The sequence below is a fragment of the Rhodococcus chondri genome, from assembly GCF_036327435.1.
Lineage (GTDB): Bacteria > Actinomycetota > Actinomycetes > Mycobacteriales > Mycobacteriaceae > Rhodococcus > Rhodococcus chondri.
Map to the genome: position 1 here is coordinate 1 of NZ_JAUZMZ010000101.1, position 17,866 is coordinate 17,866.

Sequence of the window (17,866 nt, forward strand, 5' to 3'; positions counted from 1 at the left end):
GCGTACCGTATCCGACTCGCAGATGCCGCGCAGCTGTGAAAGATTCGTCTGCACTCCGTACAGGTGGGTGTCGTCGAGCGCTGCGGCGAGACCGGCGAACGCCGTGCGCCGGGATTCACCCCGCACGATCACCTTGGCGAGCAGCGGATCGTAGAAGGTTCCGACCTCGGTGCCGGTGTCGACCCACGTCTCGATGCGGGTGTGTGCCGGAAACTCGACGTGCGTGAGCAGTCCGGCGCTCGGGCGGTAGTCGCGACCGGGATCTTCGGCGTATACGCGGGCCTCCACCGCATGTCCGGTTATCGCCGGTCCCGAATCGGGCAGCGCCGCGAGCATTTCCTTGTCGCCGCGCGCCAGCCGCAGCATCCATTCGACGAGATCGACACCCGTGACCTCCTCGGTGACCGGATGTTCCACCTGCAGGCGGGTGTTCATCTCCAGGAACGACACCTCCCCGCGTTCGGTGTCGTAGACGAATTCGACCGTTCCGGCGGAGCGATACCGCACCGAAGAGGCAAGTGCCCGGGACGACGTCAGCATCTGCTCGACGATCTCGTCGGGCAGCCCCGGGGCGGGAGCCTCCTCGACCACCTTCTGATTTCGGCGCTGCAGCGAGCAGTCGCGGGTACCGAGACTGAGCGTGCGGCCCTCACCGTCACCGAAGATCTGGACCTCGACGTGCCGGGCGTGCGAGACGAACCGTTCGAGGAACACCCCCGCCGACGAGAAGTTCGCCGACGCGAGGCGAAGCACCCGCTCGTATGCCTCATGCAGATCGCCGGGACCGTGGCAGGCTTGCATGCCGATTCCGCCGCCGCCGCCGACCGCCTTGAGCATCACCGGATAGCCGATCTCCGCGGCCGCCGCGAGTGCCTCGTCGACCGACCCGAGCAGACCGCTTCCCGCCACCAGGGGAACGCCCACCCGGCGGGCTGCATCACGCGCTGTGTGCTTGTCTCCGAACACGCGCAGCTGCTCCGGTGCCGGCCCGACGAACGCGATGCCGGCGTCTTCGCAGGATTGAGCGAAATCTGCGTTCTCGGATAAGAATCCGTAGCCGGGATGGATCGCTCCCGCGCCGGTGACGAGGGCGGCCTCGATGACCAGGTCCGAGCGGAGGTACGACTCGGCGGCTGGGGCCGGACCCAGTCGCACGGCCACGTCGGCCAGTTCGACGTGCGCGGTGGAGGCATCCGCGTCGGAGTACACGGCCACTGTTTTCAGCCCGAGCTTGTGTGCGGAACGCATGATGCGACACGCGATCTCACCACGATTGGCGATGAGCAGGGTGTCGAAGCCGAAATCCACGGTGAGGCTCCTTCGATGGGGGAAGTGGGAAGAGTTACTCGGCGAACGACATCGCCGTGACAGCGCGGGTCACCCGGTCGAGGACCACGGTGAGGGACTCGCCGATATGGCGGTGCAACAGTGTGCGAGCCAGGGGGAGATCCCGGTCCAGGACGGCGTCGAGAATCCCGAGGTGCTCGGCGATCGAGGTTTCGATGCGGCTGTTGACCATGAAGTCGTACATCCGCACGTGCCGGATCCGGGAGTTGACGGATTCCAGCGACGACGCCAGCTCGAGGTTCCCCGACGACGAGAGGAGTGCGACGTGGAACTGCTCGTCGAGGACCACGAACCCCGGTTCCTGCTCGGGCGGGTCGAGTGCGAACTCCTGCCATCGCCGGCGCTCGGCGTCGAGCGCGATCCGGTCGTGGACGATTGCCGGATCGTCGATCGCACGGTTGATCCCGTGCAGTTCGAGCGTGATACGCAGCTCGTACAGGTCGCAGATGCGCGGAATGCTCGGTGGTACGGGGGAGAAACCGAATTCCTCACGCCGGATGAGCCCGTCGGCGGCGAGCATCGCGAGTGCTTCACGCACCGGGGTACGAGAAATGCCGAACCGGGCCGCGAGTTTCGGCTCGGTGAGACGCTCGCCGACACGCACCGACCCGTTCATGAGATCGGTGCGCAACTGCCGGTATACCTGCGTCCGAAGCGGTTGCGGCTCCGCTGTATCCGTTGCTGTCGACATAGCTGTATACGCTATGGAGCAGGTGTTTCGTTCGGGTTTCGTGCGGTAAAGCTCGGGTTAGGAAGAACTCTCGGCCGTCTCGGTCAGGGCGTTTCGAAGTCCCGATCGAGGCGCAGGGTACCGATGGTCGTGGCGAGCCCGTCGTATTGCGTCACCAGAAGGCAGACTTCGATCAGGCGGCGCTCGTCGAAGTGCTGCGACAGTTCGGTCCACGTGTCGTCGGACAGATTTCTCGTCGCCACCAGTTCGTCCACTGCGGTGAGCAGTGCGCGGTGCCGGGGGCTCCAGTCGTCGTGTGCGGGGCCGTGCACGATGCGCGTGTGGATCTCGTCGGTGATACCGGCCCGCCGCCCGAGGCGGGTGTGATGATCGGCTTCGTAACCGCATTCGCGCAGATGTGCCACACGCAGGATGACCATTTCCGACTGGAACCGGCCCAGCCTGCCGAACGGCATCAGCATCCCCGAATAGTGCAGCCACCCGCGGAACAACCGGCCGGTGCGACCGAGCGTGCTGAACAGATGCGCGTCGGAGGTACCCGCCGCCCGCGACAGCGCCTTCCATACGACCCAGTTGATCGGGCCGAGTTCTTTCAGTCGTCCGGGCGCGATGCGGGGCGTCATGGGGGTCAGTCTCGCACTGCGCGCGCCAGACGTGCCAGCGTGCGTGCTTCTTCGGCGCGCCGGACCACCACGGCCCGTGACGTGTCGATGTGGGCGAGCAGGAGCCGGTGGGCGTCGTCGAGCCTGCCGTCGAGCAGCAACTCGGTCACGGCGATGTGCTCGTCGACGGTCGCGGCCAAGCGGTCGGGGGTCAGGTAGTCGAACATCCGCACCGGTCGCACCTTGGCGTTGACCGTGGCCAGCGCCTCGCAGAGCGCGGAATTGCCCGACGACGCGAGCAGCGTCAGATGGTACCGCTCGTCGAGCGCGACGAAACCCGCATCGGGTTCGGGTGGAACGCGGCGCAATTCGTACCAACGGTCCAGTTCGGCGCCGAGGATCCCGGGGTCGTGCCGGACCGACTCGTCGGTCATCGCCCGGCAGATCCCGCGCAGTTCGAGGGTGATGCGCAGCTCGTAGAGATCGTCGAGGGCATCGAGCCGGGGCCGGTACGGGAACAGTCCCGGCTCGCGGCGTTCGACCAGGCCGTCGGAGACGAGCCGTGCCAGTGCTTCCCGCACCGGGGTGCGCGACACGCCGTACCGGTCGGCGAGCCGTTCCTCGCTGAGCCGCTCGTCCGGAGCGAGGGCGCCGGACATCAGCTCGGCTCGCAGCCCCCGATAGACGAGCTCGCGGCGGGTTCCGGCCGGCGACATCAGATGGCCATCGCGGCGCGCACGGTTGTCGCGGCGTCGGCCCCGCCGTCTCCGGTGGAGGTGATGCGCCCGGATTCGAGGATGTAGTAGTGGCGGGCGTTGTCGAGCGCAAAGCCGATGTGTTGTTCGACGAGCAGGACACCGAGGTTCCCGCCCCTGCCCAGTTCGACGATGGTGTTCTCGATTTCGGCGACGACCGACGGCTGGATGCCCTCGGTGGGCTCATCGAGAATGAGCATGCGGGGTTCGGTGATCAGGGCCCGCGCGATTGCTAGCTGCTGGCGTTGACCGCCCGAGAGCAGCCCGGCGCGGCGGTCGAGTAGCGGGACGAGGGCGGGGAACAGATCGAGCATGTCGGCGATCAGCTTCCGGCCGTTCTTACGTCCGTCCGCGACGACCTGCAGGTTCTCGGCGCAGGTGAGCTGCCCGAACGATTGCTGTCCCTGCGGCACGTAGGCGAGGCCCCGGGCGACGCGGGCTGCGGGTCGCATTCTGCCGATATCGGTGCCCTCGAACAGGATCCGGCCGGACGTGATGGGCAGCAGCCCGACGGCGGCGCGGAGCAGCGTGGTTTTGCCCGCGCCGTTGTGTCCCATGACGGCCGCGACGCCGTCGGACGGGACGGTGACCGAGACGCCGTGGATGATTTCGGTGCGGCCGTAGCCGGCGCGGACGTCGACGAGTTCGAGCATCAGGAGGCCTCCTCGAGGGTTGCGGTGCCGAGGTAGACCTGCTGGACCTGCGGGTCGTTCTGGACGTCTTCGACGGTGCCGTCGGCGATGACCTTGCCGCGCGCGAGGACCGTGACCGAGGTCGCGAATGCGCGCATGAAGTCCATGTCGTGTTCGACGACCACGACGGTGCGCTGGGCGCCGATCCGCCGGAGCAGTTGCCCGGTCTCCTCGCGTTCGTCACCGCTCATGCCGGCGACGGGTTCGTCGAGGAGCAGCACATCGGAGTTCTGCACGAGCAGCATGCCGATTTCGAGCCACTGTTTCTGGCCGTGGGCGAGGATGCCGGCAGCAGTGTCGCGGTGCGCGGTCAGGCCGATCGTCTCGAGCGCTTCCTCGATTTCCGGCAGCACCCCGGAGCGGCGGCGCAGCAGTTGCCACGGTGAGCGTCCCGCTCCGGCCGCGATGTCAAGATTCTGCAGCACCGACAGTTCCTCGAACACCGACGCGGTCTGGAAGGTGCGTCCGACGCCGAGGCGCGCGATCTTGTGGGTCTTTTTGCCGAGCAGTTCGACACCGGACTTGGTGACCGATCCGGTGGCCGGCACGAGGCCGGTGACGGCGTCGACGAGGGTGGTTTTGCCGGCCCCGTTGGGGCCGATGAGAAATCGCAGGTCGCCCTGGAAGAGGGTCAGGTCGACGCCGTCGACCGCGGTGAAGCCGTCGAAGCTCACGCGCAGGTCGCGGACCTCGAGGTATTGGCTGGACATGCCGGCGTTGCCGCCGTAGGTGGGTGCGGTCATCTCGCGGGCTCCATCTCGGGTGCGGGGGCGGGAGTGTCCTGCGACGGGGACACGGCGGCCGGTGTCGTGCGTCGGCGACCGCGCAGCGCGGCCAGCCCGGCCAGACCGGCGGGGAAGAAGCCGATGACCACGACGAACAGCAGGCCCTGGGCGTAGGTCCAGGCGGACGGGAAATTCTCCGACAGGGCGGTCTGCGCCCAGGCGACGCCGATCGCGCCGAGCACCGGGCCGAGCAGGGTGGTGCGGCCGCCGATAGCGACGCCGATCAGGAACGCGATCGAGGGCACGATGCCGATGTCGGCGGGAGAGATGATGCCCACGATCGGGACGAACATCGCGCCGGCGAGACCGGCGAAGAACGCGGCGACGGTGTAGGCGGCGACCTTGATGTTCGCGGGGTCGTAGCCGAGGAACCGGACCCGCTCTTCCTGATCGCGCACCGCCACGAGCAGTTCGCCGTAGCGCGACTGCATGAGCTGGCGGGTCGCGGCGACGACCAGCAGCAGGATCGCGGCGACGATGAAGAACAGCATCCGCTTGTTGACCGGATCCGCAAGGTCGAACCCGAAGAAGCTGCGGAACCGGTTGAGGCCGTTGGAGCCGCCGGTGCTCTGCTGCCCGACGAGCAGGATTGCGAAGGCGGCGGCGAGAGCTTGCGAGAGGATCGCGAAGTAGGCGCCCTTGACGCGGCGTTTGAACACGCCGAGCCCGAGGATCAGCGCCACGAGGGCGGGCAGCAGCGCAATCGCCAGAACAGTCACCAGGGGTGAGGAGAACGGCACCCAGTAGGCGGGCAGTTCGCGGAGGCCGGCGATCTGCATGAAGTCGGGGACGGTGTCGCCGCGTAGCTGCGCGTCGGCGACTTTGAGGTGCATCGCCATGATGTACGCGCCGATGCCGAAGAACACGCCCTGGCCGAGGGTGAGCATGCCACCGCGCCCCCAGGCCAGTCCGATGCCGACGGCGACGATGGCGAAGCACAGGAATTTGCCGAGCAGGCCGAGCCGGAAGTCGGACAGCACCGCCGGCGCCACGCCGAAGAGCATCAGGGCGGCGACGGCGAACCCCGCTGCGGTACGGGCGGGTCCGGGGCGGGTGATGGCACCGACCGGTCCGGGGCGGGTGATGGCACCGACCGGTCCGGGGCGGGTCAGGGCCCGTGGAGTGAATGTCGAGGGCATCAGACCAAACTCCTTGTCTTGACCGCGAACAGGCCTTGGGGCCGCAACTGCAGGAAGATCACGATGAGTACGAACACGATGACCTTCGCGATGGACGCGGTGGTGGAGTACTCGATGAACGAATTGAGCAGGCCCAGCGCGACCGCGGCCAGGACGGCGCCTTCGATGCGGCCGAGGCCACCGATGACGACGACCAGGAACGCGTCGATCAGATACGACTGGCCGATGGTCGGGCTGGTCGAGCCGATCAGCGTCAACGCGACACCCGCGACTCCGGCGAGGCCCGAACCCAGGAAGAAGGTGGTGATGTCGGTGCGCCGGCTCGAGATCCCCACGGTTTCGGCCAGGTCGCGGTTCTGCACCACGGCGCGGATACGCCGGCCCATGGAGGTGTACTTCATCGACGTGATCAGAGCGATCACGCAGATCACTGCGAACGCCAGAATGAACAGGCGGGTCTTGGGGACGACCGCGCCGAGTACGTCCACCCCACCCGAAAGCCATCCGGGAGCAACCACGTTGACGGCCGGTGCGCCGAAGAGGTCGCGAGCGGCCTGCTGAAGCAGCAGTCCCACACCGAACGTCACGAGCAGGGTGTCGAGGGGGCGGTGGTACATCCGGCGGATCAGGGTGACCTCGAGAAGGACACCCATCACGCCGCCCACCAGGAAGCCGACGAGCAACGACACGAACAGGGACACGCCCGCTGAGGAAATGACCTGCTGAACTACGAACGCGGTGTAGCTGCCGGCCATGATGAATTCGCCGTGGGCCATGTTGATCACGCCCATCTGGCCGAACGTCAGCGACAGCCCCAGCGCCGCCAGCAGCAGGATCGATCCGATACTCAACCCTGTGAACAACTGTCCTACAAGGACATCCATGTCGTCTCCCTCGAATCGGCTTCCCGGTCGCCTGCGTCAGTTCCCGGACAGGGACGCGGCCCAGTCGTAGGACTCGAGGTACGGGTCCGGGTCGACCGGCCCGTCGGACTCCCACACCGTGTAGATCAGGCCGTCGCCCCGGATTTCACCGATGCGCGCGGTCTTGGTGATGTGGTGGTTGTCGCCGTTGATGGTCACGGTGCCTTCCGGCGCCGCGAACGACACTCCGTCGGCGGCCTGCTGGATGTCCTCGACCGCGAAGGAGTCGGCCTTCTCGACGGTGTTCTTCCACAGGTACACCGACGCGTATGCCGCTTCCATCGGATCCGACGTGGGCTTGTTCTGTCCGTACTCCGCCTTGTAGGCCTCGACGAACGAGGTGTTCTCGGGTGAGTCGACCGTTTGGTAGTAGTTCCATGCGGTGAGCTGGCCCTCGATGTTCTGCGCGCCGATGCCGACCACTTCCTCTTCGGCGATGGACACCGAGACGACGGGCATGTCCTTCGCGTTCAGGCCGGCGTTGGTGTACTCGCGGAAGAACGCCACATTCGAGTCGCCGTTGAGGGTGTTGAACACCGCGTCGGCGCCCGCGGTGCGGACCTTGTTGACAATGGTGGAGAAGTCGGTGGAGCCGAGCGGGGTGTAGTCCTCGCCCTTGATCTCGATGCCGTTGGCGTCGGCGTACGCCTTGATGATGCGATTGGCGGTCTGGGGGAACACATAGTCGCTGCCGACGAGGTACAGCGACTTGACTCCCTGTTCCTTCAGGAAGTCAAGCGCCGGAACGATCTGCTGGTTGGTCGTCGCGCCGGTGTAGAAGATGTTCGACGACGACTCGAGCCCCTCGTACTGGACGGGGTAGTACAGCAGCGAATTCCGGTCTTCGAACACCGGCAGCATCGCCTTGCGGCTCGACGACGTCCAGCCGCCGAATACTGCTGCGACACAATCGGAACTGATGAGCTTCTCGGCCTTCTCGGCGAATACCGTCGGCTCGGACGCGCCGTCCTCGGCGACGATCTCGATCTGCTTGCCGAGCACACCGCCGTCGGAGTTGATCTCTTCGACGGCCAGGGCGATCGAGTCGCGCACCGTGACCTCGGAGATCGCCATGGTGCCCGACAGCGAGTTCAGCGATCCGACCTTGATCGTGTCGCCGGAGGTGTCGACACACGAGGCGCCGGACGCACCGGCGGAGGGCTCGGAACCGTCGCCCGCCTTGCTGCCGCACGCGGTGAGCACGAGTCCGACGGTGAGCAACGCAGCCGGCGCGGCGACGGCGCGCTTGGCGAACTTGGACCTGGCAACTGACATGAAGGTGCCCTTCCTTCGGAGGTGTGACCGGATGGGTCCCGGGTGTATCCGGGGGCGTATACAGCGTTGTATCCGTGATGCCACACAGTAGGCGGGCCTTGTTGCGCCGGAATATCTTCCGATGACGGTTGAATGACTCCGATGACGCCGGTGTTACATGTTCCTCACATGCAACTGCCGTCGATGCGAACACACTTGCTTCCCGCTACGACAGTTGCCGTAGCAGGAGGAGAATGCGGTAGCGATTATCGTCCAGCGCGGGCGACTGCGCGGTCGAAACGTGCGCGGACGACGTCGAAACGGAACAGTTCGGGCCAGGTCCAGCGGATCACTTCGAAGCCGAGGTCGCGGAGGGCGTCTTCGCGCCGCTTCTCCGTGCGCACGGCCTCGATCCCGCCGGTGTCGTACTTCCCCATGCCGTCGAACTCGCCGATGATGCCGGGGTCCTCCCAGAAGAAGTCGGTGCGGGCGACGAAATACCCGTCCGGAGTTCTCAATTCCTTCTGCAGTGCCGGGGCGGGCATGCGGGCCTGGTGCATCCGTACGCGGCTGAGTGACTCACCGGGGCTCTCGCTGCGGCCGTCCAGGAACGCGGCAACGCGTCGCGCCGCGGCGATGCCTCTCTTGCGTCCCGTCACGTCGAGGACCTGCCGGATTTCCAGATCGAGTGCCGGGTCCCGAGCCAGCGCCGAATCACCCGTGATCACTGCTTCGTCGAGGTCGAGGGTGCACGCGAGATCGACGACGGTCCGCGCGACCGACGTGCACGGTATGCCTGCGACGTGCGTGATGTCGCCGGACGTCAACGGCGCGACGTGCAGGTGACGTCCGGCGCTCCTACGGCCACCCGCGGTTCGGTTGCGGGTGATGTGGACACGGGTCAGGTCGGGTCGCCAGAGCGTGAGCCCGTGAAGGGCAGCGGCAGAGGTGTGACTGACCACGGTGCCCGGCGACAGTTTCGTGCCCACCGAACGCACACGTATCCGGTAGCGATCGAGTGAATCGAAGCTCTCGCTGTCCGTTGCCTGAAGATAGATGCCGGGTTCGAGACGTTCGAGTTCACCGGCCCGCAGTGCGCGCCGGATTTCCGAATCCGTGAAACCGACGGCGAGCGCCTCGGTCCGAAGAAAGGGCGTCGGTTGTGTCATGGCGACTACCGTGCCCGATGCCCGAGAGAGAATCGGGTGCATTCCGGACCGGAAGGCACAAGCTGTGGACGAATTGCCCGGCTGTGGATAACTTCTCGCTACAGGGTCGGCGCCTTGCTACGGAAATTGCGGCAGCGGAAGACGAATTGGGTAGCGGGAGATCAGGACTTGTCGAGAACCGAGCCCATGACGCGCTCGACGGCGATCTCGATGACGACGCGGCGCGGGTTGGGGCGCGGCTCGCGGTAGCGGGCGGCGTAGCGGCGCTCTCCCTCGGTGACGGCGTCGCGGTCGCGGGCGACCCGGGCCGGCCCCTCGAGGGTCAGCCATCGACCACCGTCGACCTGGCTGACCACCGCGTATCCGCCGCGCTCGGCGTTGAGAGTTTTCTGGGACCCCTCGAAGGTGATGATCCGGGCGAGCTCGCGGACCGGATCCCACGTGAACCCCACCGCGACGACGTGCGGTGTTCCGTCCTTCCTCAGCGTGGTGAGGGTTGCGAGGTGGTACTCGGACAGAAACTCGAGGGCCTTCTCGCCCAGCGCGGCGGGGGTACGTGCCATGCGGTCAGCGTACTGGCCGTCCGCGGAGTCAGCGGACGAGGTACGGCGAGACGGAGCTGCGGTGCTCGTTGATGTCGATCTCCTTGCCGAGCGGAGGGAACGCCCGCTGAGGGCAGTTCATGCGCTCGCATACGCGGCAACCGGAGCCGATCGGAGTGCCGGGGTTGGACTCGTCGAGCTCGAGTGCGTCGGCGTAGACGAGCCGGTGCGCGTGCCGCAGTTCGCACCCGAGTCCGATCGCGAACGTCTTCGACGGCTGCCCGTAGCGCGCCGCACGCCGTTCGACGGTGCGCGCAACCCACAAATAGCGACGGCCGTCGGGCATCTGGGCGATCTGCGTCATGATCTTGCCGGGGTAGGCGAACGTCTCGTACACGTTCCACAGCGGGCAGGTACCGCCACTGGTCGAGAAGTGGAAGCCTGTGGCGGACTGCCGTTTCGACATGTTTCCGGCCCGGTCGACGCGAACGAACGAGAACGGCACGCCACGCAGTTTGGGACGCTGCAGCGTCGACAGGCGGTGCGCGATGGTCTCGTAGCTGACTCCGTAGAACGCGGAGAGCCGCTCGATGTCGTAGCGGAAGTTCTCGGCGATCTCGTGGAACTGGGTGTAGGGCAGGAGTAGTGCGGCAGCGAAGTAGTTGGCGAGGCCGAGTCGCGCGAGCGACCGGGACGAGTCGCTGGTGAAGCCGCCCTCGGCGACGAGCTTGTCGATCAGCTCCGAACATTCGAGGTACGCGAGCTCGAGCGCGAGCTTGAAGACCTGCTGCCCACCCGACAGTTGCGGTGCGACTTCGAGGATCCGGCTCTCGGGATCGTAGCGGTGCAGGATGTTCTCGCCGAGGTCGATGCGTTTGACGATCTGCACGTCGTGCACTGTGGTGAGGCGCTTGGCGATCTCTCCGCCGACGTCGCCGCGATGAAATCGAATCCTGTTGGCGAGCTCTTCGGCTTCGGTATCGAGCTCGTGCAGGTAATTCTGTCGCTGATAGAAGTAATCGCGTACCTCTTCGTGAGGCATGGTGATCGAGCCGCTGCCGCTACCGTCGCTGTAGCGGTCCTCGGTGGCCGCGGCGAGCTGCGCGGTGGTGTTGCGGAAACGCCGGTGCATGTTGACCATGGCCCGCGCCAGGCCGGGATGCGTGGCGACCATTTCTGCGATCTCCTGCGCGTCGGCTTCGATGCCCATCTCCTGATCGAGCGCCACCTCCCGCATTTCGGCGATGAGCCGGGTGTCGTCCTGCGAGGAGAAGAAGGTGGTATCGACGCCGAACACCTCGCTGATGCGCAGCAGCACCGGCACCGTCAGCGGTCGTACGTCGTGCTCGATCTGATTGAGATAGCTTGCCGAGATCTCGAGTGTCTTGGCGAGGGCGGCTTGGCTGAGTCCCCGCTCGGTGCGAAGCTGCCGCAAGCGGGCGCCGACGAAGGTCTTGGCCATTCGCCCAGGGTAAGTGCGCTAAACGAACTTTGCAACGTGTCGTTTGCAGACTGTTAATGCGGTGCTTTCTACTCCAGTCCGAGCCACGATCCCGGCGCGAACGCTTCGAAGTGGACGGACGACGGCGGCAGCCCCGCCTCCACGAGTTCGTTCCGGATCGCGCGCATGAAGTCGACCGGACCGCACACGTAGGTCTGGGCGTCACTCGGCAGTGCGACACCTGTGAGCGGGGTTCGGCCATCGTCGCGAACGCCGTCGAAGGCCCTGTAGCGCAGGTGCAGCTGCGCGGAGGGCAGCATCTTGCCGAGCGCGCTGAATTCCACTCTGCGCACGTGCTCGTAGGGCGAGTGCTCCACGTGCACGACCGTGACCCTCCGGCCGGAGTTCCGCGCGACGAGGTGCTGCAGCGCCGCCATGGAATTGGTGACCCCGATGCCGGCGGAGATGAGCAGCAGTGGTGTTTCCGCGTCGTCGATCACGACGCTGCCGAACGGGTGGGAGACAATGAGATGGTCGCCGGCCGCGACCCGGTCGACGAGAATCGGCGAGACGAGGCCGCCCGGTACGCGCTTGACCGATAGGGCCCATTCGGCCGGGGTGCGGCCGCGGGCCACGGTGTACTGCCGGATCTGCTCGCCGCCGCTGTCGACCCGCACACGGACCGAGATGTACTGACCGGGGAGGAAGGCCGGAAGTCGCTCACCGTGGGTGGGCTGGAGGAACAGCGTCGCAGCATGCGCTCCGTCGTACTCGCGTTCCGCGACGACGACGTTCCGCCACACCTGGCCGGGCGCAACCCCTGCTTGCGCGTACAGAATCGATTCCTGTTCGATCAGCGAGTTGGCCATCAGGGTGTACACCTCGTGCCACGCGAGGGCGACGGGGCGCGTCACGGCGTCACCGAGCACTTCGGCGATGGCTGCGAAGAGATGTTCCCGCACGATTTCGTAGTGGCCGGATGGGACGCCGAGCGACGCGTGTTTGGCTGCGATGCGCGCCATGATCGCGTCGATGTCGCCCGGCTGCTCCTTGACGAGCAGAGTCGCGAAGGCCGCGACCGAGCTGGCGAGGGCCTGTTGCTGCGTGCGGTTCGCCTGGTTGGCGCGGTTGAACAGGTTGGTCCTCAGAGCAGGCACGGCGGCGAACAGCCTGTCGTAGAAGACCTCGGAGATCCGTCCGATGTGGGCACCGATCACCGGCAGGGTCGCTTCGACGACCGAGTGCGACGTGGGGGACAGGATGATGCTGCTCCTTCGGCTCGTGCGGGCAACCGGCAGACGGACACGGAGCGCAGCACGTGGCGCGGCCGGCCCCGATCCGGTCGTCGCGCAAATGATACGACCAGGAGATCGGTATCTCGACGTCCGGACTGCGGCATCCGGGCGACGTTCCTGTGAAAGCAATCACACGCTGTGGCGTGCCCTGCGCCGTTGTGGCGGGTCACCGACACGTCGGTGCGGTTACTGCAGGTGACCGGCCGGCGGCCGTTGCCGCAGAGAACTCCAGGTCATTGCTACCGGCCGGTAACCAGTGGTCGAAAAGCCGGGTTGTTGGGCCCACCATTGATTTGCAACCTTTGCAAAGGCCCACGCAAACCTAGCCAAGATTTACATTAGCTACAGGTAGACGCCACTTTTTAACTGTGTCATTGTCGTGGTGTACATCCGAAGAGCACGTGAAGGATGTGAAGTAGTACAGACGTACTGCTGACTATCCGGAACTTCTTAGATCGAGAGAGTGGAGCTTTGATGTCGACCACCGGCACCCCGAAGACCGCAGAACAGATTCAGCAGGATTGGGACACCAACCCCCGCTGGAAGGGGATCACCCGCAACTACACGGCCGAGCAGGTCGTAAAGCTGCAGGGCACCGTCGTCGAGGAAGCCACCCTCGCTCGCCGCGGTTCGGAGATCCTCTGGGATCTCGTCAACAACGAGGACTACATCAACTCGCTGGGCGCACTCACCGGCAACCAGGCCGTGCAGCAGGTCCGCGCCGGCCTGAAGGCCATCTACCTCTCCGGGTGGCAGGTCGCCGGCGACGCGAACCTCTCGGGTCACACCTACCCCGACCAGTCGCTCTACCCGGCCAACTCCGTGCCGCAGGTTGTGCGTCGTATCAACAATGCGCTGCTGCGCGCCGACGAGATCGCCAAGGTCGAGGGTGACACCTCGGTCGAGAACTGGCTCGCCCCGATCGTCGCGGACGGCGAGGCCGGCTTCGGTGGCGCGCTCAACGTCTACGAGCTGCAGAAGGCCATGATCGCGGCCGGTGTCGCCGGTTCGCACTGGGAGGACCAGCTCGCATCGGAGAAGAAGTGCGGCCACCTCGGTGGCAAGGTGCTCATCCCGACCCAGCAGCACATCCGCACCCTGACCTCGGCGCGTCTCGCGGCCGACGTCGCCGACGTCCCGACGGTCGTCATCGCCCGCACCGACGCCGAGGCCGCCACCCTCATCACCTCCGATGTGGACGAGCGTGACCGCGAGTTCCTCGACGGCACCCGCACCGCCGAAGGCTTCTACGGCATCAAGAACGGCATCGAGCCCTGCATCGCCCGCGCCAAGGCGTACGCACCGTACTCCGACCTCATCTGGATGGAGACCGGCGTCCCGGACCTCGAGGTTGCGAAGAAGTTCTCCGAGGCCGTCCGCAGCGAGTTCCCGGACCAGCTGCTCGCCTACAACTGCTCGCCGTCCTTCAACTGGAGGGCCCACCTGGACGACTCGACCATCGCGAAGTTCCAGAAGGAGCTCGGCGCGATGGGCTTCAAGTTCCAGTTCATCACTCTCGCCGGCTTCCACTCGCTCAACTACGGCATGTTCGACCTGGCTCACGGCTACGCCCGCGAGGGCATGACCGCCTTCGTCGACCTGCAGGAGCGCGAGTTCAAGGCGGCCAAGGAGCGCGGCTTCACCGCCATCAAGCACCAGCGTGAGGTCGGCGCCGGCTACTTCGACTCCATCGCCACGACCGTCGATCCCAACACCTCCACGGCAGCCCTGAAGGGCTCCACCGAGGAAGGCCAGTTCCACTAGGAACACGCCGCTTCGAGGTCTGTCCCGCGGCGGGACCGGTAGGTCCCCGATGTCCCGCCGCGGGATACGCGTATCCGTGACGACCTTGGTTTTCGACAGACACAGGTTTTCGACAGACACAGCTTTCACGACCCACCAAACGAGAAGGAGCTGACGTGACCAGCGAAAAGATTCAGCGCGTCGGCGTGATCGGCGCCGGAATCATGGGCGCAGGTATCGCCGAGGTGTGCGCACGCGCTCATGTCGACGTACTGGTGTTCGAGCAGACTCGCGAACTCGCGGCAGCCGGACGCGCCCGCATCCTCCGGTCTCTCGACCGTGGTGTGAGTACCGGCAAGATCACCGAGCGTGAACGTGAGCAGGCCGCATGGCGGTTGCGCTTCACCTCCGACCTCGGCGACTTCGCCGATCGGCAGCTCGTTGTGGAGGCTGTTGTCGAAGACGAGAAGGTCAAGAGCGAAATCTTCGCCGAACTCGACAAGGTCGTCACCGATCCGAATGCCGTGCTCGCGTCGAACACGTCGTCGATCCCCATCATGAAGCTGGGTATCGCGACCCGGTCGCCCGAACGCGTCATCGGAATGCACTTCTTCAACCCGGTGCCGGTGCTGCCGCTCGTCGAACTGGTGACCACCCTCAAGACCAGCAAGTCGGTTTCCGCCCGCGCGGAGGCGTTCGCCGCCGACGTGCTCGGCAAGCAGATCGTCCGATCCTCGGATCGGGCCGGCTTCGTCGCCAACGCGCTGCTCGTGCCGTACCTGCTGTCGGCGATCCGGATGGTCGAATCCGGCTTCGCAACCAAGGAAGACATCGACAAGGCAATGGTGCTCGGGTGCGCACACCCGATGGGTCCGCTCGCGCTGACCGATCTCGTGGGTCTCGACACCGTCAAGTCGATCGCGGACTCGATGTACGAAGAGTTCAAGGAGCCGCTGTACTCCGCGCCGCCGCTGCTGCTGCGCATGGTCGAGGCCGGCCTGGTCGGCAAGAAATCGGGCGCCGGTTTCTACGAATATGCCGACAACGGCCGGGCCGCCAAGAAGGCCAGCTAGCCAGGTAGCACCATTAGCACTCGGGCGCCCGTGCTCCGACGTCAGTGTTTGCACTGACTGTCGGTGCACGGGCGCGAAGTGCATGAGGGAAAGGTCGATTCCGACATGGCAAACACTGCCGACGGATACGGATCCAGCATTCTCGGGTATCCGCGTATCGGACCCCGCCGCGAACTCAAGCGTGCTCTCGAGTCCTACTGGCACGGCACGAGCAGCCGCGACGAACTCGTCGCCGTCGCCCGCGACCTCCAGGAGGGCACCTGGCGCGAACTCGCGGCGACGGGACTGACGCAGGTTCCGGGCAACACGTTCTCCTACTACGATCACGTCCTCGACAACGCCCTGCTGTTCGGCGCGGTCCCCGAGCGATTCCGCCCACTGGTCGGCGAGCTCGACCCGCTCGACTTCTACTTCACGATGTGCCGCGGCCGGGAAGACTTCCCGCCCCTCGAGCTGGTGCGCTGGTTCGGTAGCAACTACCACTACCGCCAGCCCGAACTCGACGAGAACAGCACGTTCGAGTTGAACTCGGCGGTGCTGCTCGACGAGTTCGAGCGCGCCAAGGCCGAGGGCATCGAGCTTCGTCCGGTCGTGCTCGGCCCGGTGTCGCTGCTGCTGCTGTCGAAGGTGTCGCAGACCTCGACCCGCGACGGTTTCCGCACGCTCGACCTGCTCGACGCGCTGCTGCCGGCATACGAGAAGCTGTTCGAGCAGCTCGCCAAGGCCGGTGCCACGTGTGTGCAGCTCGACGAGCCGTCGTTCACCGAAGACCGCAGCCCGGAGGAACTCGACGCTCTGAAGCGCGCGTACGACGCCCTGTCGCACGCCCCGCTGCGTCCCCGCCTCCTGGTCACCGGACCGTACGGCCACCTCGGAGAGGCGCTGCCGATCCTCGCGGCGTCAAAGGTGGAGGCCATCGGGCTGGACCTGATCAACGGCCGCATCAGCGCCGCCGAACTGGCCGCCGTGCCGGGTCTCAAGCGCAAGCGCATCTATGCCGGTGTCGTCGACGGCCGCAACGTGTGGCGCGCCGACCGTCGCCGCGTGCTCGAATACCTCGATTCGATCGCCGCGGTGGCGCCGGACCTGGTCGTGTCGACCTCGTGTTCGCTGCTGCATGTGCCGTACGACCTGCTCGTCGAGTACGACATCCCCGGTGACGTCGCCGACCGTCTCGCCTTCGCGAAACAGAAGGTCGGGGAGGTGGTCTCGCTGGCGAAGGCACTGACCACCGGAGCCGAACCGAAGTGGCGGGTGCCTCCGACCTCGGTGCATTTCAAGCAGAAGCACACGGTCCGGGCGCGTATCAACGCGTTGCGACCCGAGCATCGGCATCGGGCTCCCTACGAGGAGCGCCGCGCCGCGCAGCAGCAGCGCCTGAACCTGCCGCCCGTGCCCGCGACGACCCTCGGTTCGTTCCCGCAGACCGACGAGATCCGAAAGGTCCGATACGATCTCGGCGAGGGCCGGTTGTCGTACGAGGAGTACGTCAAGCGCATCCAGGAGGAGATCGAGTCCACCATCCGCCTGCAGGAAGATATCGGTCTCGATGTCCTCGTGCACGGTGAGCACGAACGCAACGACATGGTGCAGTACTTCGCCGAACTGTTGGAGGGCTTCGCCACCACGCGCTTCGGCTGGGTGCAGGCCTACGGTTCGCGGTGCACGCGGCCGCCGATTCTCTACGGCGACATCGTTCGTCCGAAGCCGATGACGGTGGAATGGACCGCGTTCGCCCAGTCGCTGACGGACAAGCCGGTCAAGGGCATGCTCACCGGACCGGTGACCATGCTGGCCCGTTCGTACATGCGGCAGGATCAGCCGCTGCACGAAACGGCCGACCAGTTGGCGCTGGCCATCCGCGACGAGATCGCCGATCTCGAGCGGGCGGGCATCGCCATCATCCAGGTCGACGAACCCGCCATCCGCGAATTGCTGCCGCTGCGGCAGGACGGACGGGCCGAGTACCTGGACTGGGCGGTCGACGCGTTCCGGCTCGCGACCGGAGGCGCCAAGCCGGAGACGCAGATCCACACGCACCTGACCTACTCGGGACAGGCGTCGGTGGTCGACGCGATCGAACGGCTCGATGCCGACGTCACCGCGATCGTCGCGACCCGATCCATCCGCTGGGTGCTCGAAGCGATCAAGGATCGGGCCCTGTCGCACGGTGTCGGTCCGGGCATCTACGAGTCGAGGTCGGCCCGGATTCCCGACATCGACGAACTCGACGATCTGCTCAGTGAGGCAGCGGAATCCGTCGAGCTCGACCGGCTGTGGGCGAACCCGGACGGTGGTCTCAAGACCCGCCACCACTGGCAGATCGAACCGTCGCTGCGCAACATGGTCGCGGCGGCACGCCGGCTGCGGCGCCGGGCGAGCGAACAGGCCGGGTGAGTCACCGAGCTGTATGAG

At 66.1% G+C, this 17,866-nt stretch carries 16 protein-coding genes; 3 read left to right on the forward strand and 13 right to left on the reverse strand.

Annotation, left to right across the window (positions count from 1 at the left end; translation table 11 throughout):
• From Q8814_RS17080 to Q8814_RS17140, 13 genes are all read right to left on the reverse strand, one after another.
• Positions 1-1,308, reverse strand: a 1,308-nt coding sequence (locus Q8814_RS17080; RefSeq protein ID WP_330153204.1) for an ATP-binding protein, incomplete at its 3' end; no start/stop codon positions are given.
• A gap of 34 nt (positions 1,309-1,342) precedes the next feature.
• Positions 1,343-2,038, reverse strand: a complete 696-nt coding sequence (locus Q8814_RS17085) for a GntR family transcriptional regulator (RefSeq protein WP_330153205.1) — start codon at positions 2,036-2,038, stop codon at positions 1,343-1,345.
• A gap of 83 nt (positions 2,039-2,121) precedes the next feature.
• Positions 2,122-2,661: a carboxymuconolactone decarboxylase family protein gene (locus tag Q8814_RS17090; protein WP_330153206.1), complete on the reverse strand. Its 540-nt coding sequence runs from the start codon at positions 2,659-2,661 to the stop codon at positions 2,122-2,124.
• A gap of 5 nt (positions 2,662-2,666) precedes the next feature.
• Positions 2,667-3,356: a GntR family transcriptional regulator gene (locus tag Q8814_RS17095; RefSeq protein ID WP_330153207.1), complete on the reverse strand. Its 690-nt coding sequence runs from the start codon at positions 3,354-3,356 to the stop codon at positions 2,667-2,669.
• Positions 3,356-4,048, reverse strand: a complete 693-nt coding sequence (gene urtE, locus Q8814_RS17100; protein ID WP_330153208.1) for an urea ABC transporter ATP-binding subunit UrtE — start codon at positions 4,046-4,048, stop codon at positions 3,356-3,358. The genes Q8814_RS17095 and urtE overlap by 1 nt, the downstream gene beginning before the upstream one ends.
• Positions 4,048-4,830, reverse strand: a complete 783-nt coding sequence (urtD, locus tag Q8814_RS17105; protein WP_330153209.1) for an urea ABC transporter ATP-binding protein UrtD — start codon at positions 4,828-4,830, stop codon at positions 4,048-4,050. Before urtD ends, urtE begins: the two co-directional genes overlap by 1 nt.
• Positions 4,827-5,876, reverse strand: coding sequence for an urea ABC transporter permease subunit UrtC (gene urtC, locus Q8814_RS17110; RefSeq protein ID WP_330153219.1), 1,050 nt, complete (start codon positions 5,874-5,876; stop codon positions 4,827-4,829). The genes urtD and urtC overlap by 4 nt, the downstream gene beginning before the upstream one ends.
• 134 nt (positions 5,877-6,010) lie before the next feature.
• Entirely contained in the window at positions 6,011-6,895 is an 885-nt protein-coding gene (urtB, locus tag Q8814_RS17115) for an urea ABC transporter permease subunit UrtB (RefSeq protein ID WP_330153210.1), read from the reverse strand.
• A 36-nt stretch (positions 6,896-6,931) separates the two neighbouring features.
• Positions 6,932-8,209: an urea ABC transporter substrate-binding protein gene (urtA, locus tag Q8814_RS17120; protein WP_330153211.1), complete on the reverse strand. Its 1,278-nt coding sequence runs from the start codon at positions 8,207-8,209 to the stop codon at positions 6,932-6,934.
• 245 nt (positions 8,210-8,454) lie between these two features.
• A complete protein-coding gene (locus tag Q8814_RS17125; RefSeq protein WP_330153212.1) occupies positions 8,455-9,357 on the reverse strand; it encodes a type IV toxin-antitoxin system AbiEi family antitoxin domain-containing protein in 903 nt (300 codons plus the stop codon).
• Between the two features lie 161 nt (positions 9,358-9,518).
• Positions 9,519-9,920 carry a TIGR03618 family F420-dependent PPOX class oxidoreductase gene (locus Q8814_RS17130; RefSeq protein ID WP_330153213.1) on the reverse strand — a complete coding sequence of 134 codons (402 nt, stop codon included), beginning with the start codon at positions 9,918-9,920 and terminating at the stop codon, positions 9,519-9,521.
• Positions 9,921-9,948: 28 nt separating this feature from the next.
• Positions 9,949-11,361, reverse strand: coding sequence for an acetate metabolism transcriptional regulator RamB (gene ramB / locus Q8814_RS17135; protein WP_330153214.1), 1,413 nt, complete (start codon positions 11,359-11,361; stop codon positions 9,949-9,951).
• Positions 11,362-11,429: 68 nt separating this feature from the next.
• On the reverse strand, positions 11,430-12,557 hold the full coding sequence (locus tag Q8814_RS17140; RefSeq protein WP_330153215.1) for a globin domain-containing protein: 1,128 nt from the start codon (positions 12,555-12,557) through the stop codon (positions 11,430-11,432).
• Between the two features lie 552 nt (positions 12,558-13,109).
• Between Q8814_RS17140 and aceA the strand changes: the two genes are divergently transcribed.
• The 3 genes from aceA to metE all read left to right on the forward strand — a co-directional run bounded on the left by aceA (position 13,110) and on the right by metE (position 17,848).
• The gene (gene aceA / locus Q8814_RS17145) at positions 13,110-14,399 is read left to right on the forward strand and encodes an isocitrate lyase (RefSeq protein ID WP_330153216.1); all 1,290 of its coding nucleotides are present in this window, start codon (positions 13,110-13,112) and stop codon (positions 14,397-14,399) included.
• A 155-nt stretch (positions 14,400-14,554) separates the two neighbouring features.
• On the forward strand, positions 14,555-15,451 hold the full coding sequence (locus Q8814_RS17150) for a 3-hydroxybutyryl-CoA dehydrogenase (RefSeq protein ID WP_330153217.1): 897 nt from the start codon (positions 14,555-14,557) through the stop codon (positions 15,449-15,451).
• A 105-nt stretch (positions 15,452-15,556) separates the two neighbouring features.
• Positions 15,557-17,848 carry a 5-methyltetrahydropteroyltriglutamate--homocysteine S-methyltransferase gene (metE, locus tag Q8814_RS17155; RefSeq protein ID WP_330153218.1) on the forward strand — a complete coding sequence of 764 codons (2,292 nt, stop codon included), beginning with the start codon at positions 15,557-15,559 and terminating at the stop codon, positions 17,846-17,848.
• Positions 17,849-17,866 lie beyond the last annotated feature (18 nt).